This is a genomic window from Amaricoccus macauensis (assembly GCF_049800915.1).
In the GTDB taxonomy this organism is placed as follows: Bacteria; Pseudomonadota; Alphaproteobacteria; order Rhodobacterales; family Rhodobacteraceae; genus Amaricoccus; species Amaricoccus macauensis_A.
On the sequence record NZ_JBNAFY010000001.1, the window covers coordinates 827,018 to 853,555 of the forward strand.

The following is a 26,538-nucleotide window of genomic DNA, read 5'->3' on the forward strand; positions in this document are numbered from 1 at the left end:
ACTACTCGGCCGCTTCCGGGGCTGCCGCACTCTCGGCTTCGATCTCGGCCGCGCGCTTTTCCACCAGTTCGACGATGTGATCGACCATGCCTTCGTTGCCGAGCTTGTGGTCCTGCTTGCCTGCCATGTAGACCATGCCCGAACCCGCGCCACCGCCGGTGAAGCCCACATCCGTCATCAGCGCTTCGCCCGGTCCGTTCACTACGCACCCGATGATCGAGAGCGACATCGGCGTCTTGATATGTTCCAGCCGCTTTTCGAGGATCTCCACCGTCTTGATGACATCGAATCCCTGCCGTGCGCAGGACGGACAGGAAATGATGTTCACGCCGCGATGACGGAGACCCAGGGACTTGAGAATCTCGTAACCGACCCGAACCTCTTCGACCGGGTCGGCGGAAAGGCTCACCCGGATCGTGTCGCCGATCCCCATCCAGAGAAGGTTCCCGAGCCCGATGGCCGATTTGATCGTGCCCGACATCAGCCCGCCGGCCTCGGTGATGCCGAGATGGATCGGCGCGTCCGTCGCCTCGGCCAGCGCCTGATAGGCCGCCGCCGCAAGGAACACGTCCGAAGCCTTCACCGAGATCTTGAACTCGTGAAAGTCGTTGTCCTGAAGAATGCGAATGTGATCGAGACCGCTTTCGACCATCGCATCGGGGCAAGGCTCGCCGTATTTCTCAAGCAGATGCCGTTCGAGCGAGCCCGCGTTGACCCCGATCCGCATCGAACAGCCGTGATCGCGCGCCGCCTGGATCACCTCGCGCACGCGATCGGGCTTGCCGATATTTCCCGGATTGATCCGCAGACAGGCCGCACCCGCCTCCGCTGCCTCGATCCCGCGGCGGTAGTGGAAATGGATATCCGCAACAATGGGAACCGGGCTTTCCTTCACGATCTCCTTCAGTGCCCGGCTCGAATCCTCGTCGGGCACGGACACGCGCACGATATCGGCACCAGCCTCCGCCGCGGCCTGAACCTGCGCGATGGTCGCGCGCACATCCGTCGTGAGCGTGTTGGTCATGGTCTGGACACTGATCGGCGCACCACCGCCAACAGGAACATTCCCCACATGAATCTGACGGGATTCACGGCGGTAGATGTCGCGCCAGGGACGGATCGGATTATGTGACATCAAGCTCTTCCACGGGGCTTCGTTTCGAGGGGAAACCTAGTGGAGCGGGCCGCGGATGTCACCCCCGCGACCCAAGGGTGATCACTGGATCGCGACCGCTCTGGGCGCTGCACCAGACCGCTGGGTGATCTCTTCGGGGATGTCTTCGACCACCGGATACTCCGCCGAGAGCGCCTCGGCCGCAAGCGATACATCCTTGATCGACCGCGTGCCGCTGCCCAGGGGCCCGCGCAGCACATCGCCCATCTCCACGTAGAGCGACCCGGAATTGCCGGCCCAGATCTGCGGCCCGTCGATGCCGCGCGGCAGGGTATAACGCTCGCCGCGCTCGAGGATCTTCTCGAAAACGATCGTCCCGTTTTCCTGGTAGATCCGCACCCAGGCGGCGCGCTCGGCCACGATGGAAATCGGGAAGTCGCCCTCCGCCTCCGGTGCCATGGCCACGTCGATCTTTTCCTGCTCCGCAGCTTCGGCGGCGTAGACCGCCTCGATCAGCGGCGCGACGACCATGGGGGCGGCCGACGGATTCGCCGCCGCAGCCGTCTGCGCCACGGGAGGCGCGATCTGCCTGGGCACATGGACGAGAAGCGGACCCACCTTGTCCGGGTCGATGGCCGCAATCGGGCCGTCGCGCGGCTGGAGGATCGGAACTTCCAGTTCCTGCTGACGATAAAGCTCCGAGAGAGCAGTCGCCGTCACCGGGCTTTCGAGATCGGCCAGCAAGGTGTCCGCGTCCATGGAGGGCTCGGGCGCCTCCATCGCGTTCATCTCCGCCTGTGCAACCGGCAGGTCCTCGACCGGCGCGAACTGAACCCGCTGGATGTTCTGCAGGATGGACCAGCCACCATACCCCAATCCACCGACCAGCAGGGCCAGCACGAAAAGCGATCCGAGAGCGGAAAGACGGAAATCGCTGAAGACGCTCGAGCGCGGCTCGGCCAGCGGAAAGCGCGGCTGAAATCCTTCGACGGCCGGCTCCGGCCCCGCCGCACGGCGAAGCAGCATGCCCGGCTTTCCCGGAACGGCCGCCTTCTCCTCGCGGCTCTTCCGGGCACGCGCCTCGGCTGTCGCAGCATAACTGAAATCGTTTTCCGAGCAAAACCGATCGTAGACCTGTGCCGGTTCGAGCCCGAGATAGCGGGCATAGGACCGCACATATCCCGGTATGAAACTCGGATTGGGAAAGGCCTCGACATTGCCTTCCTCGATGGCGGCGATGTAATTCGCCTGTATGCGCAGATCTCTCTGCACATCGAGGAGGGTCTTGCCCTTGGTCGCGCGCTCACCGCGCAATTCGTCCCCGAGCGCGAACTCGTATTTCGTCGCGTCACTGTTGGACGGATGTGTGTCCGGTCGATCCATGGATCCGCCTCGAGACCCCGCATTCATATTTCACTGCCCGCTCCGGTCATACGCGAATCACATCGCGTTCTGCCGGCTTTGATTTTGACCAATCTTATCACGGTTTCAGGAGCTTGGGCAGTAAACTGTTGCGGGGTCCCCCCACTCGGAGGAGAATTGCCCACCGCCAGCGCGGCGCTGGGCACGAAATACGTGATCAGTAGATGTAGCGGATCTGATCGGTCCAGTAGCGTTCCATGCGGCGCAGGCTCGCGTTGATGTCCTGAAGCTGCACATCGCCGGTGACATCCTTGCTCAGGATCCCGTCCGCGTGGCGCTGGAACAGATCACCTACCGTCGCGCGGATCCGCTGGCCCTTCTCGGTCAGCCGGACGCGCACAGCGCGGCGGTCCACCGCGCACTTCTGGTGGTGCATGTAGCCGCACTCGACAAGCTTCTTCAGGTTGTATGAGACGTTCGAGCCCTGGTAATAACCGCGCGATTTAAGCTCGCCGGCCGTTACCTCGTTATCACCGATGTTGAACAGAAGTAGTGCCTGAACCGCATTGATGTCGATAATCCCGAGACGCTCAAATTCATCCTTGATAACATCGAGCAGCAGCCGATGAAGACGCTCGACCATGGATAGCGTCTCGAGATAAGCGACGAGAAAGTCCTCGCTAGGCAAGGTGTCCCCGACGCGCGCCACTTCGGCAGGCATACTCATGATGTGTCTCCGGGTAATCTTTACTTGCCCGGAGCGTTGCCCAAAAACTTCTACAAGTCGTTAAAGACGCAACATATTCACCAAATTCGGTGATAAAGCCGAATTCTCTCGAGAATTTCCGTGTGCTCGGACGGCATCGGAACCTGACCGCTAACCCACTGGTAGAGGTCTTGATCGTTTTCCGACAAAAGTGACTCGTATGCATCAAGTGCATCGCTTGAAAGCTTCGCGATCTCGGCATCGGAATAGGGACCGAGAATCATGTCCATCTCCTTGGTGCCGCGCCGCCAGCTGCGCATCTGCAGCCTCTTGAGCCTGTGCTCCCGTGTCTCGCTCGCAGCCTCGTTCATGATCTTGCCATGCTCCCCAACACCGTCGCACCCCGCCCGAGCGGCGGCCGGTGCGGCGCGCATCATACTCCCGGGCGTCGGAGCAGCAAGGCTCCTCCCGGAATTCGGGCCGGAGGCCCTTTCCCTGCCCCGAGAATCGGATATGGTCGGCAGACTTCATCAAGGGACTGCGGTGCAATGTCGGAATCGATCAACTACGGGCGGCTGATGCATAAGGCGATGCGGAGGCTGATCGCCGAGGTGCTCGAACAGGTTGCCAGGGAGGGCCTCCCGGGCGCCCACCACTTCTTCATCGGCTTCGACACGACCCATCCCGGCGTGGACATGGCCGCCTCGCTCAAGGCGCGCTACCCCGAGGACATGACGATCGTCATGCAGGAATGGTTCGAGGATCTCGCAGTGGCGCAGGACCGCTTCTCCGTGACCCTGAGTTTCGGCGGCGTGCCCGAAACGATCGTGGTGCCGTTTGACGCCATCAAGACCTTCATCGATCCCTCCGTGGAGTTCGGGCTCAAGTTCGATGCTCAGGACGAGGACAACGATCCGGATGATGATGAGGATGAAGACGACAGCGCAGAGCAGGAAGACGACGCGGAAGAACACGACGCCGAAATCGTCAGCCTCGACCAGTTCCGCAAGCATTGAACCCTGCCCTCCAGCGAGCCTTTAAACCCGCAAGGTTCTGAAACGGACATTTTCGGGTTGAGCCGTCCAAATAGCTTTCCTCGGCTTGCGTGTTAACGCCGCAAGAGAGAGTACGGATCAGGTGGCCGGCATCACTCCAACGTGTCGCAGGATCGTGATCCATAGCGCGGATCGACCCGATTAAGTGGGCCGATCTCAGATGCATTGTCTTGCATCAAAGTCAGATCGGAAAAACTCGCCTTATAGTTTAGTGTTCCAGATGTCTCTGTCCCACAAGGATGGAATCAGGACGCCAAAGCGTATTCGAGGATCTGGTGATTTTGACTGTTAGTTGGTTCCGAGTTCCCTGTCTCACAGTTTAAACCGCGCACCCACATTTCTCATGAGGGCACAGCGGTCATGAAGCATTGTCTCTGAGGATCATGAAGATGCACACCTACGAGGGAGTTCTCTCCCAGAGCAACCCGGACGAAACCTACAAGCTCAAGCTTTACCAATCCAAGCGCTATGTGATTGAACTGGAAGGCACAGGGTCCGATGCGCTGGAGGATCCATACCTGTTCGTTCTCGGCGAGGGTGGTGAATACCACGAAGACGACAACAGTGGAAACGACGGTGCGGCGCTGATCGAGCTGCGCCCAGCCAAGACCCAGTACTACGACCTGACAGCCCTCGCCGCGAGCGGCGCTTATGGCGCGTTCACACTGACCGTCAAGATCGACGATTTTCGGGATTCGATCGACGGAGCCGCGCGGGTCGGGGAGATCGATACGGATGGCACGACCAGGCAGGCCCGGATCGACGAGGCCGGCGATACCGACATTTTCGAGATCAGGCTGGTAAAGGGCCTGAACTACAATCTCCGCCTCGAGCCCGGACCGTCAGGCACGAATTACGTCGGCAACCCGAAATTGACGCTGCTTTCGCATTCGGGTGAAGTGATCACGACTGGCAACGACTCCGGAACGGAGGGCGCCGCGTTTATCGACTACATCGCAACCAGAAATGGCCTCCACTACATGCAGGCCGAAGCTAGCGGTGACGATACGGGGACCTATCGCATTCTGGCCAGTATCGGGCGGGCTTCCTACCAGAACGACGAAATCGAGGGCACCCGGTCATCGGATTCGATAAATGCCCTCGAGGGTGACGACACGATCAAGGGAGGTTTCGGGGACGACCGCATCTGGGGCGCAAATGGCGCTGATGATCTGCGCGGCGGTCAGGACAACGACATGATCCGCGGCGGCGATGGCTTCGACCGGATTCAGGGCGGCGCAGGTCGCGACACGCTGCGCGGCGAGGAAGGTGACGACTGGGTTCATGGCGGCCGGGAACGGGACGAAATCTATGGCGGCGACGGCATGGATCAGCTTTACGGCGGCAAGGGGCGGGACATGCTCCGCGGCGAGAGCGAAAACGACCGGATCGATGGCGGCGGAGACTACGACCGCATCTATGGCGGGAACGGTGACGATACGCTCATCGGTGGTGATGGCGGCGACAGCATGTATGGCGATGACGGCGCGGACGTCATGCGCGGTGAGGAAGACGGCGACTACATGGTGGGCGGCAAGGGCGACGACACCATGAAAGGCGGTGACAGCGGCGACAATCTCTACGGCGGCAACGAGGACGACGCGCTGTTCGGCGGCAAGGGCAACGACTATATCAGCGGCGAAAACGGAGATGACCGCCTGGATGGCGGGTCGGGCTCGGATTACTACAGCGGCGGCGGCGGGAACGATACCTTCGTCTTTTCGGACGTCGAACATTCAACCAAGAAGCTGACAGACCGGATCTACAGGTTCGACAACCCGGGAGAGAAGAACGGCGACCTATTCGATCTGAGCGCCATCGACGCCGACAGCACCACTGGCGGCAATCAGTCGCTTGTCTTCGACAGCGAAGGCAGTGGCAATCTCGGCACCGTTTGGCTCGAGGATTCCACGAAGAACCGGGATTCCTCAATCTATGTCTACGCAAACACGGATGATGACGCCGCTGCCGATCTCGTCATCAGGATCTACAACTATCAGGGTCGCGACGCGGCCGACTACACCGCGGATGATTTCATCCTCTGACGCAGACCCGCCCCGACGACGCACCGGTTTCCCTCGAGAGACCGGTGCGGGCGTTTGGCCCTAGTAGCTCCCGGTCTCGACCAGATCGCTCCCGTCGTAGATCTTGTCGAGCCCCTCGTCCCAGTGTTCCGCGATATGCGGATGCGACAGAAGGTATTCCGCCGTGGAGCCGACGCTGCGCTGCTGGGCAAGCCGCACGGCCTCCTGCCATTCCTCTGGTTCCATGTCGCCACGACCGATCCACATCAGCGCGACGAGCTCGGCCCGCTGGTCCGGCTCGAGATCCTCGATCAGCGTCACGACCTCATCCGCGGAAAGGTCGCGTTCCTCGCCGAGAAACCGGTGCGACGCGATATCGTCCTTCGGCTCGCTGTCCTCGGTGGTAAGTTCGCTCGTCTGCGCCATCAGCGCACGGGTCTTCAGTATGAGTTCCTGCAGGAACCTGGGGTTGAGCGTAAGCGCGTCCATGAGCGTGTCCCTTTCTCCGGCAATCGCCGGGTCACCCCCTAGAAATTGCGCCGCGCACCGGAAGTGTCAATATGACCCACCCCCGGAAGGCGCTCGCGCGGCCGGCATATTCGCCTTCAAAGCGAAAACCCGCGCTTTCGCTGCACCAACTCGATCTGGCCGACCCACTTGTTCACGCGATCATTCCGATCGAAAGAGTTTTGATCGTGTCGAAAAAGTTGTATCCTCCCCAAGTAGAGTAAGCGGTCCCGATTTTAGCAGAATTACTTCATCTACAGCTTTCTCAAGGAAATAGAGATATGCCCGAATTCAGCGGAACTCTCGACAGCGCCGACGATACCGAAATCTACACGGTGCTCCTCAAAGCCGGCAAAACCTATCTGATCGACCTCACGGCCGATGGCGATGCGCTCGACCCGAAACTCGTGGTGAGAAGCGACGATGGCAGCTACCAATCGGACGAGGACAGCGGCACAGGCAATGCCGCCCAGATCCGCATCAAGCCCGGCTTTACCGGCTATCATGACATTGTCGTCACGAGCGAAGACGGCAGCGGGGCGTTCAGCCTTGATGTGAACCAGGATCGCTACGCCAACAGTGTCGAGAGCACGTCCGCCATCGGCAGGCTCAAGGCCGACGGTACCCTGAAGAGCAGCCGGATCGAATACGAGGGAGACGCGGATGTCTTTTCCGTGAATCTCATCAAGGGACTGACCTACAATCTTCGGGTCGCGACCGCGGAGAAAAATGAAAATAACGTCCTGAGAGATCCGGAGCTCACGCTTTACGACACGGAGAAGGCCGAGATCGAAAGCGCAACGGCCGAGGACGGCAAGCTTGCGACCATCAGCTACACCGCCGAGGCTTCGGGCACTCACTATGTTCGGGCCGCGGGCGAGAACACGTCGGAGACAGGCAAATACGTCGTCGTCGCGAGCGCAGGCTTCGGAAGCGAGGAGAGCGACGACGTTCAAAGCTCTAAGAGGAGCGACAATTTCTATCTCCTGGGCGGTGACGATACAGCCCAGGGCGGCAAGGGTTCCGACACCATCCACGGCGGCGAGGGCAATGACAGCCTCTCCGGCAACAGCGCGCATGACGAACTCTACGGCGGCGAGGGCAATGATACGCTCGAGGGCGACAAAGGCTGGGACGACCTCGAGGGCGGTGCCGGGGATGATCTGCTCGACGGCGGCAGTTCGGGCGACACCCTGAGGGGCGGCTCGGGCGATGACACCCTCATCGGCGGTGGTGGCTGGGACAACCTGCATGGCGGCGAGGGCAATGACGTGTTCCGCTTCGAAGACACGAAGGACTCCCGGAACTGGAATGCCGATTACATAGGAAACTGGTACTCGAACGACGGGTTTGAGAATCCCGGAGACGAAACTGGCGACCTGATCGATCTTTCAGCGATTGACGCCGACACCACCACCGAGGGCAACCAGGCCTTCACCTTCGGCGACAAGGGCGAGAAAGGAAGCGTCTGGGTCGTCAAGAAATGGGGGGAGTTGCAGGTGCGCGCCAATACTGATGACGACAATGATTTCGAACTCTTGATATACATCTATAATAACGGAACCTCCGCCAGCGATTTCACGGCAGCCGATTTCATCCTGTAGTTTAACTTCGGCCCAGGCATGTGCCCGTTTACGTGCCTGGACCCTCCCAACCTGCCCACCAATACCCCCAAATGAGGGCATCTCGACAGCAATTGACCCTCATATGAGGGACGCGAGATCCGCCAATTCCCGGCACTCTCCTTCACGCGGCTAGCACATGGGGAACAGAAGCGACGCCGCGTGCGAGGTTTGCTTCGCACCGAGGGGAACCAAAAATCTGGGAGTATTGGTGATGGGCGGAATTTATTATATTGGTGGTGACAAGGTCGATGTGGTCGGTCCGGTCTCTGAAGTGCTCAGCCGCAAGCGCGACGCGGACTCAACGAACTATGGCGACATCATTGTCACCTTCGATGGTGGCGACAAGATCTGCGGACTGGGTGGCGCAGACAACATCTCGTCGGGCAACGGCGCGGACTTCATCGACGCAGGCTGGGGCAACGATGAAGTGGATGGAGGCAACGGCAACGACCTCATCTACGGCAACAAGGGCAATGACGACATCCAGGCCGGAGCCGGGCACGACTATGTTCTCGGGGAATGGGGCCATGACTGGATCGATGCCGAATCCGGCAACGATACCGTGGATGGAGGTTCAGGCAACGACGAGATCTATGGCGGCGATGGCTATGACCTGCTGATCGGCGGATATGGCTATGACACGATCTACGGTGGTAACGACGACGACTACATAAATGGCGGCTACCACGACGACGTCCTCTACGGAGAGAACGGACACGATTGGATTCTTGGCGGCAAGGGGCACGACTGGGTCTCAGGCGGCAATCATGACGATCACATCCGCGGCGAGAAGGGCAATGACGTGCTCTATGGCGATGCCGGCAATGACTGCATCGATGGCGGCAAGGGCAACGACTACATCGACGGTGGCGTGGGTCATGACACCCTGCTCGGTGACAAGGGCAACGACAAGATCTACGGCGGCGACGGCGACGACGACATTGACGGCGGGAAGGGTGCCGACAAGATCGACGGCGGTAACGGCAATGACTGGATCTTCGGCGGTGCCGGAAACGACAAGATGAAGGGCGGCGCGGGCAACGACGTCTTTTTCTTCCGCGAGGATGAAGGCGATTCCGACTTCAACCTGATCAAGGACTGGGATGCCGGCGGTGACGACCAGTACTACGACCTGATCGCGCTCTGCGGGCAGACCATCCGCGACTTCCACGTCTCGAAGATCGAGTTCGCCAACCTGCAGGTCTCCAAGAGCAACTACGAAGATGACGTTCTCATCACGCTCAATGACAACACCCAGATCGGTGTTCTCAATGCGTCCCATGATTTCGTAGAAGGCGTCACTGACCTGGTCGACGGCTTCTACATCGAACAGGTTGCCGGAAACGCGGATGATTTCGTTCGCTACACCGAGAAGAACTGCCCCGAATTCTACTGCGACGAATTCGAGATCGCGGACTATCTCGAGCGGCCGATCGAGATCTGCGACGAATATGACCACGTGAACGATCTGGAAGTACTCGTCTGAGATGGAAGGCCCGGCGAGAGCGTAACGGGTTCAGGCCAGCACGGCCTGGACCCAGGTCCCCGCTCAAACCCACGCAGAGGCCAAAACGCTATCTCGTAGTGCGAAAACACTTGCCGATTTTGGCCTGACCGGGCCTTTCAAGGGCGACCGCATCCCGCGGTCGCCCGCCTGCTTTCCGGAGGGCGTCGCTCGGAAGGACTATGCCTGGAAGGCCTCCACCAGATCCGGCTGGTAGTCGGGCAGATAGGGCGGCACCAGCCCGTTCACCATCGCCACCAGTTCACTTTGCCGGTTGACGCCGACTTTGCAGTAGATCCGCTTGAGGTAGCTCCGCGCGGTCGAAAGCGTGATGTTGCATTCGCTCGCGGCATCCTTGAGGGAACGGCCCGCAATCAGATGCTGCGCAAGCCGACGCTCCGAATGGGTCAGCCCGAAGGCACACAGAAGCAGGTTCGTCATTTCGGACGACTCGCCCCGCGCACCAAAGACCGCCAGCAGCGCGTGATCCGACTTCGACTGGTAGGGCAGACAGTAGATCACGTCGGGTCGTGCTGCGCCCGCCTGCCCCAGCAGCAGCACGTTCTCGCGTTCCAGTCGCCCGGAACACGCCATCCGCACCGCATCCGCCAACCGCCTGTTCGACCGGCTGTCCTCCGCCACGATCCGCCCCCCCCGGACCGAGATCGAACGATCACCGTCGAGCCAGGTCTGCGCCACACCGTTGGCCGAGATCACCCTGCGGTTCCTGTCCACGAGGATCAGCCCCAGCCCCAGTTGCAAGGCGGCAAGGTCGATCCCCGGCGGGCGGGGCTCGGCGGACCCGTTGCGGTTCCGGGCCGCCCAATCGAGCCTGTCGCGCTCATAGATGAGTCCGATCCGCGCCACGTCCCGCTGAGCCGCCGTGAACTTCTGGTCCGTATCGAGTTGCACCAGCGCCACGAAGGGCACCCGCTCCATGCGCTTTCGCCACAGACCGATCATGCACTTCTCCGACAGGAACCAGGCGGCCCCCACCTCGCCGGCCCCGGAATCGACGAAGACATCCCGCTCCCGACCGGGCGGGCCGGTTTCTCCCACCCACCTCGAGCCGATCCGCGAAAGTCCCCTTATGGCAAGCTGTATGGCCCCCTCGCGCGAAAGGCGATCTTCACCGAACGCCAGCGCGGCATCGACTTCTACAACTTTAAATTCATCAAATACGACCTGACCGAGCACAACGGCAGTCACATTGGAAGACCTACGAATAATATCAAGAATTTCTAGGCGATTTGCATAGCAAGCAGTATTGAGCATAAGAGTAACTCTGCTCCCCACCATTCATAATTATTTGGAATCACACCCCATCAATTTAATAGCATGCATCACGGATTCTAACAACATAAGGCAAATATAGCGCTAGTCGGCTCTCGTGACTTCACCTCCCGCGAGCATTTCCTACCAATCGGTAGCTCTTGTTGGAAGTTACAATCCGTCCTGAAATAGCCATTGGTATTCGGATTGTTGCGGAGCTATAGGTTCCCCGACATTCTTTGCAGGAGGGGCATATGACCGCCACGCGCACCGAGACCGACAGCTTCGGACCGCTTGAAGTTCCCGCCGACAAATACTGGGGCGCGCAGACCCAGCGTTCGATCATGAACTTCCCCATCGGCTGGGAAAAGCAGCCGGTGGCCATCGTCCGCGCGCTCGGCGTCATTAAGAAGGCCTGCGCGCTGGTCAATGCCGAGGAAGGCAAGCTCGACCCCAAGCTGGCCGAAGCCATCTCCCAGGCTGCGGGCGAAGTCATCGAGGGCAAGTTCGACGACAACTTCCCCCTCGTCGTCTGGCAGACCGGCTCCGGCACCCAGTCGAACATGAACGCCAACGAGGTGATCTCGAACCGCGCCATCGAGATCCTCGGCGGCGAGATGGGCAGCAAGTCGCCCGTCCACCCCAACGACCACTGCAACATGAGCCAGTCGTCGAACGACACCTTCCCGACCGCCATGCATGTGGCCGTGGCCATGACCGCGCGCGACGTCACCCTGCCCGGCCTGCGCAAGCTCCACGCCGCTCTCGCCGAGAAGTCCGAAGCCTTCAAGGACATCATCAAGATCGGCCGCACCCACACCCAGGACGCAACGCCGCTCACCCTGGGCCAGGAATTCGGCGGCTACGCCTTCCAGGTCGAGCAGGCGATCAAGCGCGTGACGGCCGCGCTCCACAACATCTACCCCCTCGCCCAGGGCGGCACCGCCGTCGGCACCGGGCTCAACACCAAGGTGGGCTTTGCCGAAGCGGTCGCGGCCAAGATGGCCGAGATCACCGGACTGCCCTTCGTTACCGCGCCCAACAAGTTCGAAGCGCTGGCCGCGCATGACGCCATGGTCGAGATGTCCGGCGCGCTCAAGACCGTCGCGGCCTCGCTCTTCAAGATCGCCAACGACGTGCGGCTCCTGGGCTCCGGCCCGCGCTGCGGCCTGGGCGAGCTGATCCTGCCCGAGAACGAGCCCGGCTCCTCGATCATGCCCGGCAAGGTGAACCCGACCCAGGCCGAGGCGCTCACCATGGTCTGCGCCCATGTGATGGGCAACGATGCCGCCGTGGGCTTTGCGGGCTCGCAAGGACACTTCGAGCTCAACGTCTACAAGCCGATGATGTCCTACAACGTGTTGCAATCCATGCAGCTTCTGGGCGATGCCGCCGGTGCCTTCACCGACAACTGCATCGCGGGCATCCAGGCCGACGAGGAGCGCATTTCGAAGCTGATGTGGGAAAGCCTGATGCTGGTGACGGCGCTTGCGCCGACCATCGGCTACGACAACGCCACCAAGGTCGCCAAGACCGCGCACAAGAACCGCACCACGCTGAAGGAAGAGGCGATCCGCCTCGGCTTCGTCGACGAGGCGACCTTCGACAAGGTGGTTCAGCCGAAGGACATGATTGGCCCGAAGTGACCTTGGGCATCGCAATCAGCCCGAGGGTCGCGCTCGGCCCGAAGGTGGGCGCAATCGCGCCCGCCTTGGGGGGCGGGGCGTGCGCGATCCGGGGTTTCACCCCGGAAGTTTGACGGAACCAGAACGATGCCCCTCCCCCTCACCTTCTGGTTCGAATTCGCCTCCACCTACTCCTACCTCTCGGCCATGCGCGTCAATGCGATGGCAGCCGTAGCCGGTGTCAGCGTTACTTGGCGCCCCGTGCCCCTTGGGCCGATCTTCGCCGCCCAGGGTTGGAGCGACAGCCCGTTCAACATCTACCCCGCCAAGGGCGCCTACATGTGGCGCGACATGGAACGCCGCAGCAAGGCCCGCGGCCTGCCTCTCCGCAAACCCGACCCCTTCCCGCAGAATTCCGTCTATACCGCCCGCGTGGCGCTCGCCGCCCTCGAAACCCCGCAGGGCCCCGCCTTCTGCCAAGCGATCTACACCGCACAGTTCGCCGAGGGCCGCAACATCGCAGACCCGGAGACCATCCGCGCGGCCCTCACCGAAGCCGGCCTCCCAGAAACGCTCGCGCAGGCCGCCGATGACCCCGCCCGCAAGGCCGAACTCAAGGCCAACAGCGCGGAGGCCATGGCCCTCGGTCTCTTCGGCGCGCCAAGCTATACCGTGGGCCGCGAGCTTTTCTGGGGGGACGACCGGCTCGAAGATGCGCTGGAATGGGCGCGCTCCACGTCTCAATCCCCTTGACCACCCCCCTCCTTCGCAACACCCTCCCGTCAAACCCCGAGAGGAGACGAACATGCGCTGGAAAGGCCTCAGGACCAGCAGGAACATCCAGGACCGCCGCGGCAGCGGCGGGGGTCGCGGTGGAATGCGCCGCGCGGGCGGTGTCGGCGGCATCGGCCTTCTGGCCATCGTGGTGATCGGCGCGCTGCTCGGCGTCGATGTCACGCCCCTCCTGCAGGGCGGCTTGGGTGGCGGCACCATGCAGTCCTCCGCACCCTCCGGGCCGAACGAGATCGACGACAGCAACGAGGAATTCGTCGCCGTGGTTCTCGCCCAGACCGAAACCGTCTGGTCGGACATCTTCTCGCAATCGGGCTATGACTACGCCGAACCCACGCTTGTGCTCTTTTCCGGTGGCACCACCTCGGGCTGCGGCTATGCGCAATCCGCCATGGGTCCGTTCTACTGCCCAGCCGATCAGAACGTCTTTCTCGACATGGATTTCTTCCGCGTCATGGAGCAGGATCTCGGCTCTTCGGGCGAGTTCGCCAAGGCCTACGTGATCGCCCATGAGGTCGGCCACCACGTCCAGAACCTCACCGGCGTCCTGGGCGAAGTGAACACCGAACGCGCCCGTGTGAGCCAGCGCGAGTCGAACGCGCTCTCGGTACGTGTCGAGCTTCAGGCCGATTGCTACTCGGGCATCTGGGCACGGGCCGTCTCCGAAAGCCTCTCGCTTACCGATGCCGACATCCGCAGCGCGCTCGATACCGCCGCCCGCATCGGCGACGACGCGCTTCAGCAGGCTGCAGGAGGCCGCGTGGTGCCCGACAGCTTCACCCACGGCACCAGCGAACAACGCCAACGCTGGTTCTACGCAGGCTACCGCTCGGGCGATCCCGGCGCCTGCGACACCTTCTCGACGAGCGACTTGTGACGAAAGTCGTCAACCTCCGCACCGCCCGCAAGCAGCGCGCCCGTCAGCAGGCGCGCAAGAAGGGGGACGAGGCCGCCGCAAGGTCCGGCGAGAGCCGCACGGAGAAGATCACGCGCCTCGCCGAAACCGACCGCGCCAAACGCCACCTCGACGGTCATGCCCGCGATCGGGACGAACCGGAAACGTGAACCGAATGGATCCGGCCCGGCCCCAGAAACACTCGCTCACCCTGCGCGGTCACCGCACATCCGTCTCGCTCGAACCCGCTTTCTGGCAAGCCTTCCGGGAGATCGCCGCAGCCGAGGGCCGTGCGCTCAACGAGCTTGCCGCCGAAATCGACGCCGCGCGCGGCACGGAGTGCGGTCTCGCTTCCGCCATCCGCCTCCATGTGCTGAACTGGTATCGCAGCCGAGATGGTAGCGTTGCCGAACGTCCCTAGCCCACCCGGCGCAGGAAATCGCGCGTGCGCGCATCCTGTGCATTGCCGAAGATCTGGCTCGGCGGCCCTTCCTCGACGATGCGCCCGCCATCCATGAAGATCACCCGGTCGGCGATCTCGCGCGCGAACTGCATCTCGTGGGTGACGATCAGCATGGTCTGGCGCTGTTCGGCCACCCGGCGCATCAGGTCGAGCACCTCGCCCACCCATTCCGGGTCGAGCGCGGAGGTCGGCTCGTCGAAAAGCATCAGTTCGGCCCCGATGGCCATGGCCCGCCCGATGCCCACGCGCTGCTGCTGCCCGCCCGAGAGCGCCGCCGGATAGGAACCCGCCTTGTCCGCAAGTCCGGTCTCGCGCAGGATGGCGTCTGCACGCGCCTCCGCCTCGGATTGCGGCATCTTCTGCACCGTCACCAGCGCCTCGGTGATGTTCTGCCGCGCCGTCTTGTTGGCGAAGAGCGCGTAGTTCTGGAACACGAAGGCCGTCCTGCGCCGAAGCGCGAGGATCTGGGCCTTGCTCGCGCGGGCCGCGTCCACCTCCATGTCACCCACCCGGATCAGCCCCGCCTCAGGCCGATCGAGGAAGTTGAGACAGCGCAGCAGCGTCGACTTGCCCGTGCCCGACGGCCCGATCACCACGATCCGCTCGCCGTCACGGATTTCCAGATCGATCCCGTTGAGCACCGTGGTGCCGCCAAAACGCTTCGTGAGCCCCTTGATCGAAATCATCGCGCAAATGCCCGGTTGAGCCGGACCTCCAGAAGCTTCTGCACCTGCGAGAGTGCCTCCACCACGATCCAGTAGATGACAGCCACCACCAGGAAGGCCTCGAAATAGAGGAAGCTCCCTGCGGCCTCCTTCTGCGCAGCCCCCATCATCTCGGTGACGCCGAGGGTGAAGGCGAGCGACGTGCTCTTGATCATGTCGATGAAGTAGTTGACCAGCGTGGGTGCCGCCACCCGCGCGGCCTGCGGCAGGACGATCCGCCGCATCATCTGCGCCTGGGTCATCCCGATCGACTGCGCCGCCTCCCACTGCGAGCGGTCAACCCCCACGATCGCGGCACGGATACTCTCGGCCATGTAGGCCGCGAAATGGAGCGTCAGCCCCATGATCGCCGCCGTCACCCCGTTGATCTGGGTCAGGAACGCCAGAACCTGCGGCAACCCGTAGTAAAACAGGAAAAGCTGCACCAGGAGCGGCGTGCCCCGGAAGAAGCTGATGAAGAGGATCACGAAGGTGTCGAGCACCGGCACCTTGATGACCCGCTCCACGGCGAGCAGCGAGCCCAGGATCAGCGCCAGCACCATGCCCAACGCCGCCATCCAGAGCGTCAGCGGCAGATAGCTCAGCAGAACCGGCACGAGGCCGAGCATGTAGTCGAGATCGAGGGCCCGCATCGCGGCTTACTCCGGCGAGGTGATGTCGCTGCCGAACCACTTCTCGGAGATCTCGGTCAGCGTGCCGTCCTCGCGCAGCACGTCGAGGGCCGCGTCCACCCGGTCGCGCATCGCACGGCCCGCCTCGTCGTCCCGGAAGGGCAGCGCGTTGCGGATCTCGCTGAACGGCTTGCCGGCCAGCGCCAGCGGCAGCGGGCTCTCCGCGATCAGCTGCGCCGAGGAGACGCGGTCCATCACGAAGGCATCGACACGGCCCAAGGCGGTGTCCTGCCCGATGTTCGACTCGTAGGTCCGGATGTCGATCTCGTCCGCATAGGGCAATTCGCGCAGCAACTCCTCGAAATTCGAGCCGAGGTTGACCGCGACAGTCCGCCCCTTGAGATCCTCGGGCCCGGTGATCTCGTCCTCGTTGCCGGCCTTCACCACCACCTGCGCGCCGTCATAGACATACGGCTCCGTAAAGACGAATTTGGCCTCCCGCTCCGGCGTGATGGTGATCTGGTTCGCGACCGTGTCGATCCGGCCCGCATCGAGCGCACCGATCAGACCGGAGAATGACATGGTCTGGAACGAAACCTCGAGCCCCGCCTCCTCACCGACCGCGTTCATCACGTCGACCTCGAAACCCTGCAACTCGTCCTGCTGAACGAAGGTGAAGGGGAAATAGCCCCCCGACATGCCCACCCGAAGCTGATCCGCCTCCTGTGCGGCGGCAGGGCAAGAAACGGCAAGGGCAAGCAGGGCAGCAAGAGCGCGGGAGGTCGACATTAAGATCTCCTTGGTGAGAAACGTGCGGGTCTTCGTGAGCTTTTGTCTTGAGCCCACCCAAGCGATAGCCCATCGCTCGAGCAAACTCTACACGCCAACTATTATTCGCCCGCCGTCATGCAAGCGGTGCGCCGTAAATTCCACCGAACTGTGGCCACGCCACGCCGCTTGCCTCTCACGTCGCCGCGCGATCGGGCTGTGCCGCCTCTCCGGGCTGGATGCGGATCAGCGAGCGGTAGTCGCGCCCGATCGAGACGTCGATGCCAAGCGCCGCCGCCTCGGCCGCAAAGCGCTTGTCCTTCTCGTCCGCACCCGGTCCGGGGGCGCGCAGGATGATCCGCCGCACCCGCCCCGGATGCCGCTTGGCTGCCTCAAGATAGACCTCCGCATCGTGCTGCCCGGTGTCGCCCACGAGCACGAAGGGGAGATCCGGGTTGGCCGCCAGGATCGTGTCGATGGCTCCCCCCTTGTGATCCCCGTGGCTCTTGGTCACCAGCTGGCTCTTGCCGATGCCCAGATCGCGCAGGAAGAGCGGCCCCCGTACGAGACCCGCACGGGAGAACACGTCCTCAAGGAAATCATGAAGGTTCCACGGGCTCGACGAGACGTAGAACACCGGGTTGCGCCCGTCATGCAGGCGCAGCATCAGCGCAACCGCGTCCTCGAAGACCTCGCGCGTCATGCTGTTGCCCGTGAAGGTCGTCCAGAGGTTCAGCGCAAGCGAATAGGCGCCCGTGCGCATCACGGTATCGTCGATATCGGAGATCACGCCGAAAATGGCATCCGGCCCCGTCACCCGAACCGGCAGGCGCTCCCGGCTTTCACCGCGCTCTCCGATTTCGGCCTCGATCTCGGCCCATCCCCCCTCATGTTCGCCCGCGGGCAGTTTGAGCGTGAAATAGCCCTCCTCGTTCGATCGGGTCGTAACCCCGCTCCCGCAGGCCTTCACCTCCACGCCCGCAACCTCGCGCGTGAAGAACCGCGCCAGCAACTGCCGGGCATTGGTGAGCCGACTCTGGTTCGGTTTCGGTGTCGCCCCCTTGAGCGAGACCAGAACCCGGCCGCGCGCCACCAACCCCTGCGGCGTCGAATACCCGACATAGGGCTCGATCACGCCCGCCTCTGGCGGAACATTGGGGCGCAGCCGGTCGAAGGCGCTTTCGATCAGCCAGACGGTGCGGGTGAGAAGGATCTTCCAGGACATGCCCCCTTAGATATCCGTGTGCGCGCGGCTTCAAGCCCGAGCGGGAATTCGGAGCGAGAGCGCGGGCCCCGCGCCACGGGACCGCACACACCCGCCCGCCGCAGCCAGGGCCCGAACGAAAAACGGACCAGGTCGGTGAGACCTGATCCGCGTGTATCCGCTTCGGGATGCCAGAAGTTCGGCTGAGGGGGCCTCAGCCCTTCTTGCCCTTGCCGCCCTTGCCTTTGCCACCCTTGCTCTTGCCGCCCTTACCCTTGCCGGACTTGCCTTTGCCCTTGCTGGATTTGTTCTTCTTGGATTTCGCCTTGGCTTTCTTGTTTTTCTTGGTCGCCTTTTCCTTGGCGGTCTTCCCGGCGCTCGCAGCCTTTACTTCGCTGTTGGACCCTCCAATGCCCCAGAGCGGATTGTTCTTTCCGTCACCGACATTGTCATTGCCCCAGTTTCCGTTTCCGACATTGCGACTGCCCCAGTTCCAGTTCCCCTGGTTGTCGTCACCGACGTTGTGGTCGCCCACATTCCGATCCCCGGCATTGTAGTTGCCGTTATTCTCGTTGCCCCAGTTGTTGTTGCCGACGTTCCGGTCACCGGTATTGTTGTCACCAATGTTGTTGTCACCGGTATTGTTGTTCCCGATATTGTTGTAGCCGTCGTTCCCGGTGCCGATATTGCCGTTCGCATCGGCTTCCGGCCCGTCGTCGCCTTCGTCGGTTTCATCCGACCCGTCGTCCGTGCCTTCATCCGACCCCTCGTCAGCCCCTTCGTCGGAGCCTTCGTCCGAGCCTCCATCGGTGTCATCGCCGGCGCCGTCGTCTCCATCCCCGGCCTCATCCCCGTCATCTGATCCGTCATCGGACTCGCCGCCGGAACCTTCGCCCGAGCCTCCGGTATCGCCTCCGCCGGTCTCCTCGTCCGAGGTTCCCGAGCCACTATTGGTGCTGCCGGAATCGCCACCGCCATCCGTACCGCCGGACCCGTCATTCGTCGTGCCCGAACCCTGATCGGTTCCATCCGAACCCTCGTCGGTATTACCCTGACCGCCAGTCCCACCGCCAGTCCCACCAGACCCCTCATTGGGGGTTTCCGAGTCCTGGTCGCCTTCGTCGGTGCCGCTGTCCGAATTGTCCGTGCCATCATTCGACTCACTGGAATCGCCACCGGTCTCGCCGGCTTCACCGGAATTCTTCTTCTGTTTCTTTTTCTTCTTTTCTTCCTGTTCCCTTCGGACCTTCTCTTTCCGCTCCTGGCGCTCGGTCTCCATTTGCGCCAACTTGGTCCTGACGCTCGCGATGAACGTAGCGCCGTCATTGCCACCGCTGTCGCGGTCGGATCGCGTCGCAGTTGCGCCAAACGCATTGCCCGCTTTGGAAACCGCCTCTGCGGCGCCACCTGCTGTCTGGCCCGAATGATTGGCCGGAGGCGGTGCGATCTGCGGCACGGCCATGCCTGCCGGTGCCTTGCGCACCGTGGCCTTCTCGCCCGGCCCCTTCACGGAAAGCGGCGCGCTGTCGCTTGCATTCACCGCCACGCTCTGGCCCGAGCGCACATCGACTTGGGTGCGGCTGCCGAAATCGGTCGCTTCCACCGAGCCACGCTCGACCCTGATCCCGGCCGTGCGTCCATCGACGATGGTTTCGAACCGGGTCCCCTTCACCACCGCGGCGAGATAGGGCGTCTGAACGGTGGTATGCTGTTCCGCGCGCGTCTCCACGTCGAGGAGCAGCCGCCCGAATTGCTGACCGACCACGGTTTCGCGCTTGCCGCCCGTCGTCTTGCTCATGATGGCGGCCATCGTGTTCGGCGCGAACATGATTTTCTCTTCTTCCCGGCCCAGAATGACCCGGCCGCGCTGGCCGGTGTGGATCCAGGCCGCGTTCGGCACGTCCATCCCGGCTTCGAGCGTGACCCAGGTCTGGTTGTCGGTGGTGTATCTGACCGGCTGGAACACCTTCTGCGCACTCCAGTCGGAAGCCATGGCCTGGGCCGAGATCATAAGCACCGCGAGGCCCGCAATGACCGATACCAACTGTCTCAACCGCATCATCGAAACTCCAGAAACCCGTTGGTCTCCTTCTGTTCGGAACATGGTTTAGAAAAAGTTTTCCTCTCGAAGAAAGCGACACGCGCTGCGCGAATTCATCGCGGATCGCTGCCGCACCGTGCGCCAACTCGTGCACTGGCCCACGCGGCAGATGTTAAGGGATCATGAGAAATCGTATGTATGAAAACACTACGAAATGCATATCGAATTCATACTGTTTCTGCAGGCCGGTTTTCGCGCCCTAGCCGATCTGCCCCAGCACCGGAAATGTCTCCAGAAGCCAGAACGAAAGATCGCTGAAAGCCCCTGTCATCATGAGCAATCCGACGGCCGCAAGCAGTGCACCCATGGTCCGCTCGATCGCCCCCATATGCCGCTTCATCCGGGACATGATCCCGATCGCACGGCGCAGGAAGACCGCCGTCAGCAGGAACGGGACGCCAAGGCCCATGGCGTAAAAACCCATTAGGAGCATACCCTTCTCGACCGAACCTTCCTGCGCTGCGAGCGACAGGATCGTGCCGAGCACCGGCCCGATGCAGGGCGTCCAGCCAAAGGCGAAGGCAAGCCCCAGCATGTAGGCGCCAAAGGCCGTACCGCCCTTGGTCTGCGCCTCGAACCGCGCCTCGCGATAGAGCAGCGGAATGCGCAGAACGCCCAGGAAATGCAGCCCGAAAACGAGGATCACCAGCCCAGCCACGATCGACATCTCGCGCTGATGGCTCAATAACAGTTGCCCGAAAGCCGATGCCGCCATCCCGAGAAACAGGAACACCGTCGAGAGCCCGAGCACGAAGAAAACTGCCACCTGCAAGGTCCGCGCCCCGGCCCCGCTCTCGCTTTCCGTGAGTTCCTCCATGCTGGATCCCGCCATGAACGCAAGGTAGGGCGGCACGATGGGGAGCACGCAGGGCGAGAGAAAGCTCAAAACCCCCGCCGACAGGGCAATGGCGAGCGCGGGCAACAGCGAGGCATCCCACAGGTCTATTCCGAACATGCGCTCTCCGCCCGTATCCACTTCAAAGTCCGGGGAAAGTAGACGGTTCGCGCGCCCGCGTCACCTGCTCCGCACGTCACTTTCCTGTGGACAGGCCCGCCGCCCGACGCTAGCCCGCGATCATGCCGCAGGATCATATCGACAAGATCAACCGCTGGGATGCGGAACTGGATGCCACCGGGCTTCTCTGCCCGCTTCCGGTCCTGCGCGCGCGCAAGAAGCTTCTTTCCATGGCGCCCGGCACTGTGCTGCGCGTCTTGGCAAGTGATCCGGCAGCGCGCATCGACATGCCGCATTTCTGCGCCGAACAGGGCCATGAACTGCTCGATGTGAGCGAAGTCACCTCGCCCCCCGCGCAGGCCTATCGCATCCGCGTGCGCTCCAATCCACGGCAATAGCGCTACCGCTTGCGCCGGAAGGTCCGGAACAGGCTCATCAAGGCTTCGAACGGAGAAACCGGGCGGATCGGATCGGCCGCGTCGGATTCCGCCAGCATTTCCTCGTCGTAGCTGTGTTCCTCCGTGCGGATCGGCAAGAGCCGCCGCCCCGTCTTCGGGTTGAGCGCGTCGATGGCGCGCACCAGCGATCCACCCGCCTTCTCAATCGCGCGCGATACGTCTTGAACGTCGCAGGCCAAATGCTCGGCAACGAGGTCGTTGCGCATTGCCAGAATCTGATCGGCCTCTTCCGGTGTCTCACCCTCGATCAGAATGTCGCATTCCGTATCGTATCCCATGGACCGATTGTTCAGATTGGCCGAGCCGACCTTGAACACGCGGTCATCGGCAATCATGACCTTCGCATGGACATAGATCGGCTGGTCGCCCGCATTCACCGGGTAGTAGATGCGAAAGCGATCATCGTGATCGGCCCGCCTCAGAAGTTCAATCATCCGGGCGCGTGCCGAATCCATTGCCTTGGGTTCAAGCCAGCCCTCGGAGTCCCGCGGGCAGACCACGACGATCTCCGGCCCTTCCGCCTCTTTCAGCCGCTTCGCCATGGTTTCCGCGATCCGCCGCGACGCGAGGTACTGGCTTTCAATGTAGAGTGTCCGTTGAACGCTCTCGAGGATGGCCAGCGTGGCCTTTTCGACTTCTGATACCTGTGGCGCGTTCTTGTATTCTGGAATGGTCCGCGCCACCCCAATCTCGATATTCTCGAACTGCGGGTCCAGCCCCTCGGGCCAGATGTCGTTCGTGTCATCGACCGGAACAACCTCGTCGCCCGTGGCCCGCTCCCAGCGTTCGCGCGCAAGATCACCCAGGAGACGTGCCGCCGGCCCGGAAACGCAACTGGTAGCGTCGTGCCAGGGTTTGAGTTCCTCTCCACCGGAGGGATCCCTGCGCCCGTCCCGCCCCGGTTCGTGCGCGCGCGTGTCCCAGCGCCCTTCCGTCATGTCGATCCCGCCGCAGAACGCTAGGCTGTCATCCACGACCAAGAGTTTCATGTGGTGGGCCGAAGCTGGTGGATGCGCGCTGTCGAGACGCAACTCTATCCTCTGCCTGATCCGCCAATAGAACAGGAAGGCCGGCGTCTCGCCCCGGCTCAGGGAGTGCAGGAGCCCCACATCCCATTTCAGAACCCGGAGATCGACCTCGGGGCGCTCCTTCGAGAGCCAGTTGAGGAAGGAGCCGATCTGGTTCGGCCCTTCCAGGGTCTGACCCTCGGGCTCGAGTTCGATCCGCGCATCGAAGTCCCAGCCGATGAGATAGACCGAGTGCTTCGCGGACAGCATTGCCCGCTTGGCATGGAAGAAGAAGTCGGCGGCATCGACGATGAAGGCAAAGCGCGCGGCGCTCGCGCTCTGCCAAACCGTTTCGCCGGGGCGTATCAGGGAGCTTTCGGTCATCGGGCCGCCGTCTACTTCGGGGATGGTATGTGCACGGAGGCCTAGCCTTAACCGCCTCAGTGCCCGCGATCCACCCCCGCCAAGCCCAGGCGCCGCGAAACCTCAGGGCAACCGCTGGACGAGGCGGACGATCCGCTTCACCATCGGGTTCTCGAAGAGCCGGGGCGTGTAGTAGGAACCCGCCGCCCGCTTCGAAACCTCCGAGAGCGTCGGGTAGGGTAGAACCATACCCGCAATGGTTGAGATCTTCGTCTTCGAGCCGATCGCCAGCGTCCAGAGCCCGATCAGTTCGCCCGCTTGGGCGCCCACGATCCCCGCACCCACCGGCTTGCCCTTGTGAACGATGACCTTGATGCGCCCTTCCGTCAGCCCGTCGGTGCGTGCGCGATCATTCCCCTCGTAGTCCGCGGTCAGAACCTCGATCGCATCACCATGTGCCTCGCGCGCCTCGCGCTCTGTGAGGCCCACCTGCGCCAGTTCCGGCTCCGTATAGAGCACCCGGGGCACCACGAGACCCGTAGCCTTCACAGGCAGCCCGAAGAGCGCAGAGCGCACGACAAGGCCTGCATGCGCTCCTGCCAGATGGGTGAACTGCCCCTGCCCGGCCACGTCCCCGATCGCATAGACCCGCCTATTGGAAGACCGCAGCCCCGCATCCACCTCGATACCGGCCTTGGTCGAACGGATGCCCGCGGCCTCGAGGCCAAGATCGTCGATATTGGGCTGTCGTCCTGCCGCCACCAACAGGTGCGAGCCACGGATCTCCTCTCCGCCATCAAGGGTCACGATGATACCTTCGCCCTCGTGGCGCACATTGCTGGCGGCTGCCCCCTCACGGAAGGCGACCCCTTCCTTGCGCAATCCGGACAACACGAATTCCCGCAGATCCGGATCCTCGCGCCCCAGAAGTTCCGCAGCTTCAATCACGGTCACCCGGCTTCCAAGCCGCAGATGCGCCTGAGCCATCTCGAGGCCGATGGCCCCTCCGCCCAGAACAAGCAGATGCTCGGGCCGGTCCTGCAGGCCGAAGATCGTCTCGTTGGTGAAATAGTCGACGTCCCCAAGCCCCGAGATCGGCGGCACACCGGGCCTTGAGCCGGTGGCGATGACGAACCGCCGTGCCGTGACGCGCACTTCACCAGCCTCAACCACCCGGTCGGAGACAAACCTTGCATGTTCGCGCAGAACCGTGACGCCGAGACCCTCGAACCGCTCCTGGCTGTCATGTGGCGCGATGCCCGCGATCACCCGGTCGACATGCTCCTTGGCGGCAGCGAAATTCACTTCGGGCGCGACAGGAGCTACCCCGAACTCAGCGCCGCTCGACATGGCACGCGCGTGCTTTCCTGCAGCCAGCAACGCCTTCGAAGGAACGCAGCCGTAGTTCAGGCAGTCCCCTCCCATTTCCCCGGCCTCGATGAGCACGACGGACGCCCCCATCTGAACCGCCCCCGCGGCAACGGAAAGACCACCCGAACCGGCACCGATGACGCAGAGATCGACTTTCAACTCACGGCTCATTGCACACGCTTTCTCTTCAGAATGGGTTTGAGGATGATCGGCAGGGCCGCAAGTGCCGCAAGGCCAAGGATCGGTCCGAGCACCACGGGATCGGTCACGATGGAGAGGTCGGGGCTGTCGCCACGCTCGAACACCGCGCCAAGGCCGGAGCCGATCCACGAATAGACAAACGTGCCCGGAATGATGCCGAAGAGCGTGGTCAGCACGTAGATCCGGGTATTCACACCGAGAAATGCCGGTGCGAGGTTTGCCACGAAGAACGGCACCACCGGCACCAGACGAATCAGAAGCAGGAAGCTGGCCTCATTCTCGCGGATGCCCTTCTCGAAGCGTTTCATCGCACCATTCTCGCCCTTGTTGGCCATTCGGGCGTAAAGCGCGTCGCCCAGACCGTGGCGCGCGGCGAGAAAGATCGCCGTGGCGCCCAGCGTGGCCCCGACAACCGTGAGCGCCGTGCCTCCGGGGGCGCCGAACAGAAACCCGCCTGCCAGTGTCATGGCCGCGGCCCCGGGCAGCGAAAGAGCGACGACCGCGAAATAGGCTGAACAGTAGACCAGCGCCGCCAGAAGCAGATTCGCGTCCCGCCAGGCTATGAGGTCCGCACGGTTCTCGCGCAGCGTCTCGAAGCTCAACAGATCGCCAAAGGTCCAGAAGCCGGCGATTGCCGCGACAAGTATGAGAGCCAGAGGCGCTAGGCGTCCGAGCGATAGTCCGGGGCGTTTGGTCATTTCAGTCATGATGTCCTGATCGGTTGACGTTACATGTCGCACCTTTCGCCCAACTGGAGGCGCAACTTACGCCCATCACGAAGCCTTGAACCCTCAGAGGGAAATGTTACGGAAATGTGGAGCTTTCGCGCCAAGGCTCATTGACTTTTCTCCGTTTCCTGGCGTATGGACCGGCTCTCGAATTTCGGACGCCGTGCGCGAGGGCTCGCATCGCGGCGTCTCTTGGTGGGCAAGGGCTCACCGAACAGATCAGGAGACGTCAAAGATGAAACGCACTTTCCAGCCCAGCAACCGCGTTCGCAAGAACCGCCACGGCTTCCGCGCGCGCATGGCCACCAAGGCCGGCCGCAAGATCATCAACCGCCGCCGCGCGCAGGGCCGCAAGTCCCTGTCCGCCTGAACGGCATAGCAGTGCCCATGCCCGATGCGGTCCAAACGGATACGGAATCGTCGCGCGCTGCACTTGAGATACTGAGAAAGCGGCCGGACTTTCTGGCCGCAGCACAGGCCCGGCGCCAGCCGCGGCCTGCTTTCGTTTTGCAGGCGCGCCAGCGGCGTGGCGAAGATCCCCCCGGCCCCGTGCGTGTCGGTTTCACCTGCTCCAAGAAGGTCGGCAATGCCGTTGCGCGCAATCGCGCGAAACGTCGGCTTCGCGAAGCGGCCCGGCTGGTCCTTACGCAAGCAGGGCGTCCCGGCTGGGACTATGTCCTGATCGGACGCCGAGACAAGACGGCAAGCGTCGATTTCTCGCAACTCTGCAGTGACCTCGAAGCCGCAGTGGGCGCGATCCATGCGCCTCGTCCACCGAAGAAACGGCGCTCATGAGCCCCCTTGCGCGCATTGTGGCTTTGCCCGTCCGCGCCTATCGCCTGATCCTCTCGCCTTGGGTCGGGCATGGTTGCCGCTTCCAGCCAACCTGTTCAGCCTACGCACTCGAGGCACTTAAGGAACACGGGGCCTTCCGCGGGTCTTGGCTCACGCTTCGCAGGATCGCGCGTTGCCACCCCTTGGGTAGCTCGGGCATCGACAATGTGCCCCCGGCTCAACCGACGCAGAAGCGCGAACGTAAATCAAACTGATCAATCAATGTTCTTTGGTGGGGGTGTTCTTCACCAAGCCTGCGGTTCGAGGT

28 protein-coding genes are annotated in these 26,538 nt (G+C 62.6%); 13 read left to right on the forward strand and 15 right to left on the reverse strand.

The annotated features are described in order from the left end of the window. Window position 1: 1 nt before the first annotated feature. From ispG to ACP15W_RS03755, 4 genes are all read right to left on the reverse strand, one after another. The gene (ispG, locus tag ACP15W_RS03740) at window positions 2–1,135 is read right to left on the reverse strand and encodes a flavodoxin-dependent (E)-4-hydroxy-3-methylbut-2-enyl-diphosphate synthase (protein WP_424931479.1); all 1,134 of its coding nucleotides are present in this window, start codon (window positions 1,133–1,135) and stop codon (window positions 2–4) included. Between the two features lie 81 nt (window positions 1,136–1,216). Further along, window positions 1,217–2,497, reverse strand: a complete 1,281-nt coding sequence (locus tag ACP15W_RS03745; RefSeq protein ID WP_424931480.1) for a helix-turn-helix domain-containing protein — start codon at window positions 2,495–2,497, stop codon at window positions 1,217–1,219. A gap of 196 nt (window positions 2,498–2,693) precedes the next feature. Then, window positions 2,694–3,203 (reverse strand): MarR family winged helix-turn-helix transcriptional regulator, encoded by a 510-nt coding sequence (locus tag ACP15W_RS03750; RefSeq protein ID WP_424931481.1) that lies wholly within the window; start codon window positions 3,201–3,203, stop codon window positions 2,694–2,696. A gap of 77 nt (window positions 3,204–3,280) precedes the next feature. Next, on the reverse strand, window positions 3,281–3,619 hold the full coding sequence (locus ACP15W_RS03755) for a succinate dehydrogenase assembly factor 2 (RefSeq protein ID WP_424931482.1): 339 nt from the start codon (window positions 3,617–3,619) through the stop codon (window positions 3,281–3,283). A gap of 111 nt (window positions 3,620–3,730) precedes the next feature. Between ACP15W_RS03755 and ACP15W_RS03760 the strand changes: the two genes are divergently transcribed. Further along, on the forward strand, window positions 3,731–4,198 hold the full coding sequence (locus tag ACP15W_RS03760; protein WP_424931483.1) for an SspB family protein: 468 nt from the start codon (window positions 3,731–3,733) through the stop codon (window positions 4,196–4,198). A 422-nt stretch (window positions 4,199–4,620) separates the two neighbouring features. Next, entirely contained in the window at window positions 4,621–6,282 is a 1,662-nt protein-coding gene (locus ACP15W_RS03765) for a calcium-binding protein (RefSeq protein WP_424931484.1), read from the forward strand. A gap of 60 nt (window positions 6,283–6,342) precedes the next feature. Here ACP15W_RS03765 and ACP15W_RS03770 read toward each other — a convergent pair whose 3' ends face one another. Continuing rightward, on the reverse strand, window positions 6,343–6,750 hold the full coding sequence (locus tag ACP15W_RS03770; protein ID WP_424931485.1) for a DUF3775 domain-containing protein: 408 nt from the start codon (window positions 6,748–6,750) through the stop codon (window positions 6,343–6,345). A gap of 299 nt (window positions 6,751–7,049) precedes the next feature. Between ACP15W_RS03770 and ACP15W_RS03775 the strand changes: the two genes are divergently transcribed. Next, window positions 7,050–8,372 (forward strand): calcium-binding protein, encoded by a 1,323-nt coding sequence (locus ACP15W_RS03775; protein WP_424931486.1) that lies wholly within the window; start codon window positions 7,050–7,052, stop codon window positions 8,370–8,372. A gap of 232 nt (window positions 8,373–8,604) precedes the next feature. Continuing rightward, on the forward strand, window positions 8,605–9,879 hold the full coding sequence (locus ACP15W_RS03780; RefSeq protein ID WP_424931487.1) for a calcium-binding protein: 1,275 nt from the start codon (window positions 8,605–8,607) through the stop codon (window positions 9,877–9,879). Between the two features lie 198 nt (window positions 9,880–10,077). Here ACP15W_RS03780 and ACP15W_RS03785 read toward each other — a convergent pair whose 3' ends face one another. Then, window positions 10,078–11,106 (reverse strand): helix-turn-helix transcriptional regulator, encoded by a 1,029-nt coding sequence (locus ACP15W_RS03785; protein WP_424931488.1) that lies wholly within the window; start codon window positions 11,104–11,106, stop codon window positions 10,078–10,080. Window positions 11,107–11,423: 317 nt separating this feature from the next. On the opposite strand from ACP15W_RS03785, the gene fumC reads away from it, so the two are divergent. The 5 genes from fumC (at window position 11,424) to ACP15W_RS03810 (ending at window position 14,902) form a co-directional block, all read left to right on the forward strand. After that, on the forward strand, window positions 11,424–12,815 hold the full coding sequence (gene fumC, locus ACP15W_RS03790; protein WP_424931489.1) for a class II fumarate hydratase: 1,392 nt from the start codon (window positions 11,424–11,426) through the stop codon (window positions 12,813–12,815). Window positions 12,816–12,941: 126 nt separating this feature from the next. Further along, a complete protein-coding gene (locus tag ACP15W_RS03795; RefSeq protein WP_424931490.1) occupies window positions 12,942–13,547 on the forward strand; it encodes a 2-hydroxychromene-2-carboxylate isomerase in 606 nt (201 codons plus the stop codon). Between the two features lie 52 nt (window positions 13,548–13,599). Beyond that, on the forward strand, window positions 13,600–14,463 hold the full coding sequence (gene ypfJ, locus ACP15W_RS03800; protein ID WP_424931491.1) for a KPN_02809 family neutral zinc metallopeptidase: 864 nt from the start codon (window positions 13,600–13,602) through the stop codon (window positions 14,461–14,463). Further along, window positions 14,460–14,651, forward strand: a complete 192-nt coding sequence (locus tag ACP15W_RS03805; RefSeq protein ID WP_424931492.1) for a DUF4169 family protein — start codon at window positions 14,460–14,462, stop codon at window positions 14,649–14,651. The genes ypfJ and ACP15W_RS03805 overlap by 4 nt, the downstream gene beginning before the upstream one ends. A 5-nt stretch (window positions 14,652–14,656) precedes the next feature. Beyond that, window positions 14,657–14,902 (forward strand): ribbon-helix-helix domain-containing protein, encoded by a 246-nt coding sequence (locus tag ACP15W_RS03810; protein ID WP_424931493.1) that lies wholly within the window; start codon window positions 14,657–14,659, stop codon window positions 14,900–14,902. Here ACP15W_RS03810 and ACP15W_RS03815 read toward each other — a convergent pair. The 6 genes from ACP15W_RS03815 to ACP15W_RS03840 form a co-directional block, all read right to left on the reverse strand. Continuing rightward, window positions 14,899–15,630, reverse strand: coding sequence for an amino acid ABC transporter ATP-binding protein (locus tag ACP15W_RS03815; protein ID WP_424931494.1), 732 nt, complete (start codon window positions 15,628–15,630; stop codon window positions 14,899–14,901). The genes ACP15W_RS03810 and ACP15W_RS03815 overlap by 4 nt on opposite strands. Then, complete coding sequence (locus tag ACP15W_RS03820; protein WP_424931495.1) at window positions 15,627–16,301, reverse strand: amino acid ABC transporter permease; 675 nt, start codon at window positions 16,299–16,301, stop codon at window positions 15,627–15,629. The genes ACP15W_RS03815 and ACP15W_RS03820 overlap by 4 nt, the downstream gene beginning before the upstream one ends. A 6-nt stretch (window positions 16,302–16,307) precedes the next feature. Next, on the reverse strand, window positions 16,308–17,069 hold the full coding sequence (locus ACP15W_RS03825) for an amino acid ABC transporter substrate-binding protein (protein WP_424931496.1): 762 nt from the start codon (window positions 17,067–17,069) through the stop codon (window positions 16,308–16,310). A gap of 175 nt (window positions 17,070–17,244) precedes the next feature. Further along, entirely contained in the window at window positions 17,245–18,273 is a 1,029-nt protein-coding gene (locus ACP15W_RS03830; RefSeq protein WP_424931497.1) for an App1 family protein, read from the reverse strand. Between the two features lie 193 nt (window positions 18,274–18,466). Next, window positions 18,467–20,314, reverse strand: a complete 1,848-nt coding sequence (locus ACP15W_RS03835) for a FecR domain-containing protein (protein ID WP_424931498.1) — start codon at window positions 20,312–20,314, stop codon at window positions 18,467–18,469. 238 nt (window positions 20,315–20,552) lie between these two features. After that, window positions 20,553–21,308 carry a cytochrome c biogenesis CcdA family protein gene (locus ACP15W_RS03840; protein ID WP_424931499.1) on the reverse strand — a complete coding sequence of 252 codons (756 nt, stop codon included), beginning with the start codon at window positions 21,306–21,308 and terminating at the stop codon, window positions 20,553–20,555. Window positions 21,309–21,430: 122 nt separating this feature from the next. On the opposite strand from ACP15W_RS03840, the gene ACP15W_RS03845 reads away from it, so the two are divergent. After that, window positions 21,431–21,706 carry a sulfurtransferase TusA family protein gene (locus tag ACP15W_RS03845; protein WP_424931500.1) on the forward strand — a complete coding sequence of 92 codons (276 nt, stop codon included), beginning with the start codon at window positions 21,431–21,433 and terminating at the stop codon, window positions 21,704–21,706. Between the two features lie 2 nt (window positions 21,707–21,708). On the opposite strand, the gene ACP15W_RS03850 is transcribed toward ACP15W_RS03845, so the two are convergent. The 3 genes from ACP15W_RS03850 to ACP15W_RS03860 form a co-directional block, all read right to left on the reverse strand. Then, on the reverse strand, window positions 21,709–23,157 hold the full coding sequence (locus ACP15W_RS03850) for a phospholipase D-like domain-containing protein (RefSeq protein WP_424931501.1): 1,449 nt from the start codon (window positions 23,155–23,157) through the stop codon (window positions 21,709–21,711). Between the two features lie 102 nt (window positions 23,158–23,259). Beyond that, window positions 23,260–24,678, reverse strand: coding sequence for a dihydrolipoyl dehydrogenase family protein (locus ACP15W_RS03855; protein ID WP_424931502.1), 1,419 nt, complete (start codon window positions 24,676–24,678; stop codon window positions 23,260–23,262). Beyond that, window positions 24,675–25,415: a TVP38/TMEM64 family protein gene (locus tag ACP15W_RS03860; RefSeq protein ID WP_424931503.1), complete on the reverse strand. Its 741-nt coding sequence runs from the start codon at window positions 25,413–25,415 to the stop codon at window positions 24,675–24,677. Before ACP15W_RS03860 ends, ACP15W_RS03855 begins: the two co-directional genes overlap by 4 nt. 256 nt (window positions 25,416–25,671) lie before the next feature. Here ACP15W_RS03860 and rpmH point away from each other — a divergent pair, with 256 nt between their 5' ends. From rpmH to yidD, 3 genes are read left to right on the forward strand one after another with little or no spacing between them, the layout of a single operon-like run. Beyond that, window positions 25,672–25,806, forward strand: coding sequence for a 50S ribosomal protein L34 (gene rpmH / locus ACP15W_RS03865; protein WP_424931504.1), 135 nt, complete (start codon window positions 25,672–25,674; stop codon window positions 25,804–25,806). A gap of 17 nt (window positions 25,807–25,823) precedes the next feature. Further along, complete coding sequence (rnpA, locus tag ACP15W_RS03870; RefSeq protein WP_424931505.1) at window positions 25,824–26,231, forward strand: ribonuclease P protein component; 408 nt, start codon at window positions 25,824–25,826, stop codon at window positions 26,229–26,231. After that, window positions 26,228–26,485, forward strand: coding sequence for a membrane protein insertion efficiency factor YidD (gene yidD / locus ACP15W_RS03875; protein WP_424931506.1), 258 nt, complete (start codon window positions 26,228–26,230; stop codon window positions 26,483–26,485). The genes rnpA and yidD overlap by 4 nt, the downstream gene beginning before the upstream one ends. Window positions 26,486–26,538: the final 53 nt, after the last annotated feature.

Excerpts from the sequence above, each read along its gene's own strand:
- rnpA (WP_424931505.1), top strand. The coding sequence starts at position 25,824 with ATGCCCGATGCGGTCCAAACGGATACGGAATCGTCGCGCGCTGCACTT.
- ACP15W_RS03860 (WP_424931503.1), bottom strand. The coding sequence starts at position 25,415 with ATGACTGAAATGACCAAACGCCCCGGACTATCGCTCGGACGCCTAGCG.
- ACP15W_RS03755 (WP_424931482.1), bottom strand. The coding sequence starts at position 3,619 with ATGATGCGCGCCGCACCGGCCGCCGCTCGGGCGGGGTGCGACGGTGTT.
- ACP15W_RS03845 (WP_424931500.1), top strand. The coding sequence starts at position 21,431 with ATGCCGCAGGATCATATCGACAAGATCAACCGCTGGGATGCGGAACTG.
- yidD (WP_424931506.1), top strand. The coding sequence starts at position 26,228 with ATGAGCCCCCTTGCGCGCATTGTGGCTTTGCCCGTCCGCGCCTATCGC.
- ACP15W_RS03815 (WP_424931494.1), bottom strand. The coding sequence starts at position 15,630 with ATGATTTCGATCAAGGGGCTCACGAAGCGTTTTGGCGGCACCACGGTG.
- ACP15W_RS03770 (WP_424931485.1), bottom strand. The coding sequence starts at position 6,750 with ATGGACGCGCTTACGCTCAACCCCAGGTTCCTGCAGGAACTCATACTG.
- fumC (WP_424931489.1), top strand. The coding sequence starts at position 11,424 with ATGACCGCCACGCGCACCGAGACCGACAGCTTCGGACCGCTTGAAGTT.
- ypfJ (WP_424931491.1), top strand. The coding sequence starts at position 13,600 with ATGCGCTGGAAAGGCCTCAGGACCAGCAGGAACATCCAGGACCGCCGC.
- ACP15W_RS03760 (WP_424931483.1), top strand. The coding sequence starts at position 3,731 with ATGTCGGAATCGATCAACTACGGGCGGCTGATGCATAAGGCGATGCGG.
- ispG (WP_424931479.1), bottom strand. The coding sequence starts at position 1,135 with ATGTCACATAATCCGATCCGTCCCTGGCGCGACATCTACCGCCGTGAA.
- ACP15W_RS03750 (WP_424931481.1), bottom strand. The coding sequence starts at position 3,203 with ATGAGTATGCCTGCCGAAGTGGCGCGCGTCGGGGACACCTTGCCTAGC.
- ACP15W_RS03820 (WP_424931495.1), bottom strand. The coding sequence starts at position 16,301 with ATGCGGGCCCTCGATCTCGACTACATGCTCGGCCTCGTGCCGGTTCTG.
- ACP15W_RS03850 (WP_424931501.1), bottom strand. The coding sequence starts at position 23,157 with ATGACCGAAAGCTCCCTGATACGCCCCGGCGAAACGGTTTGGCAGAGC.
- ACP15W_RS03810 (WP_424931493.1), top strand. The coding sequence starts at position 14,657 with ATGGATCCGGCCCGGCCCCAGAAACACTCGCTCACCCTGCGCGGTCAC.
- ACP15W_RS03795 (WP_424931490.1), top strand. The coding sequence starts at position 12,942 with ATGCCCCTCCCCCTCACCTTCTGGTTCGAATTCGCCTCCACCTACTCC.
- ACP15W_RS03825 (WP_424931496.1), bottom strand. The coding sequence starts at position 17,069 with ATGTCGACCTCCCGCGCTCTTGCTGCCCTGCTTGCCCTTGCCGTTTCT.
- ACP15W_RS03830 (WP_424931497.1), bottom strand. The coding sequence starts at position 18,273 with ATGTCCTGGAAGATCCTTCTCACCCGCACCGTCTGGCTGATCGAAAGC.
- ACP15W_RS03765 (WP_424931484.1), top strand. The coding sequence starts at position 4,621 with ATGAAGATGCACACCTACGAGGGAGTTCTCTCCCAGAGCAACCCGGAC.
- ACP15W_RS03745 (WP_424931480.1), bottom strand. The coding sequence starts at position 2,497 with ATGGATCGACCGGACACACATCCGTCCAACAGTGACGCGACGAAATAC.
- ACP15W_RS03840 (WP_424931499.1), bottom strand. The coding sequence starts at position 21,308 with ATGTTCGGAATAGACCTGTGGGATGCCTCGCTGTTGCCCGCGCTCGCC.
- ACP15W_RS03835 (WP_424931498.1), bottom strand. The coding sequence starts at position 20,314 with ATGATGCGGTTGAGACAGTTGGTATCGGTCATTGCGGGCCTCGCGGTG.
- ACP15W_RS03780 (WP_424931487.1), top strand. The coding sequence starts at position 8,605 with ATGGGCGGAATTTATTATATTGGTGGTGACAAGGTCGATGTGGTCGGT.
- rpmH (WP_424931504.1), top strand. The coding sequence starts at position 25,672 with ATGAAACGCACTTTCCAGCCCAGCAACCGCGTTCGCAAGAACCGCCAC.
- ACP15W_RS03855 (WP_424931502.1), bottom strand. The coding sequence starts at position 24,678 with ATGAGCCGTGAGTTGAAAGTCGATCTCTGCGTCATCGGTGCCGGTTCG.
- ACP15W_RS03775 (WP_424931486.1), top strand. The coding sequence starts at position 7,050 with ATGCCCGAATTCAGCGGAACTCTCGACAGCGCCGACGATACCGAAATC.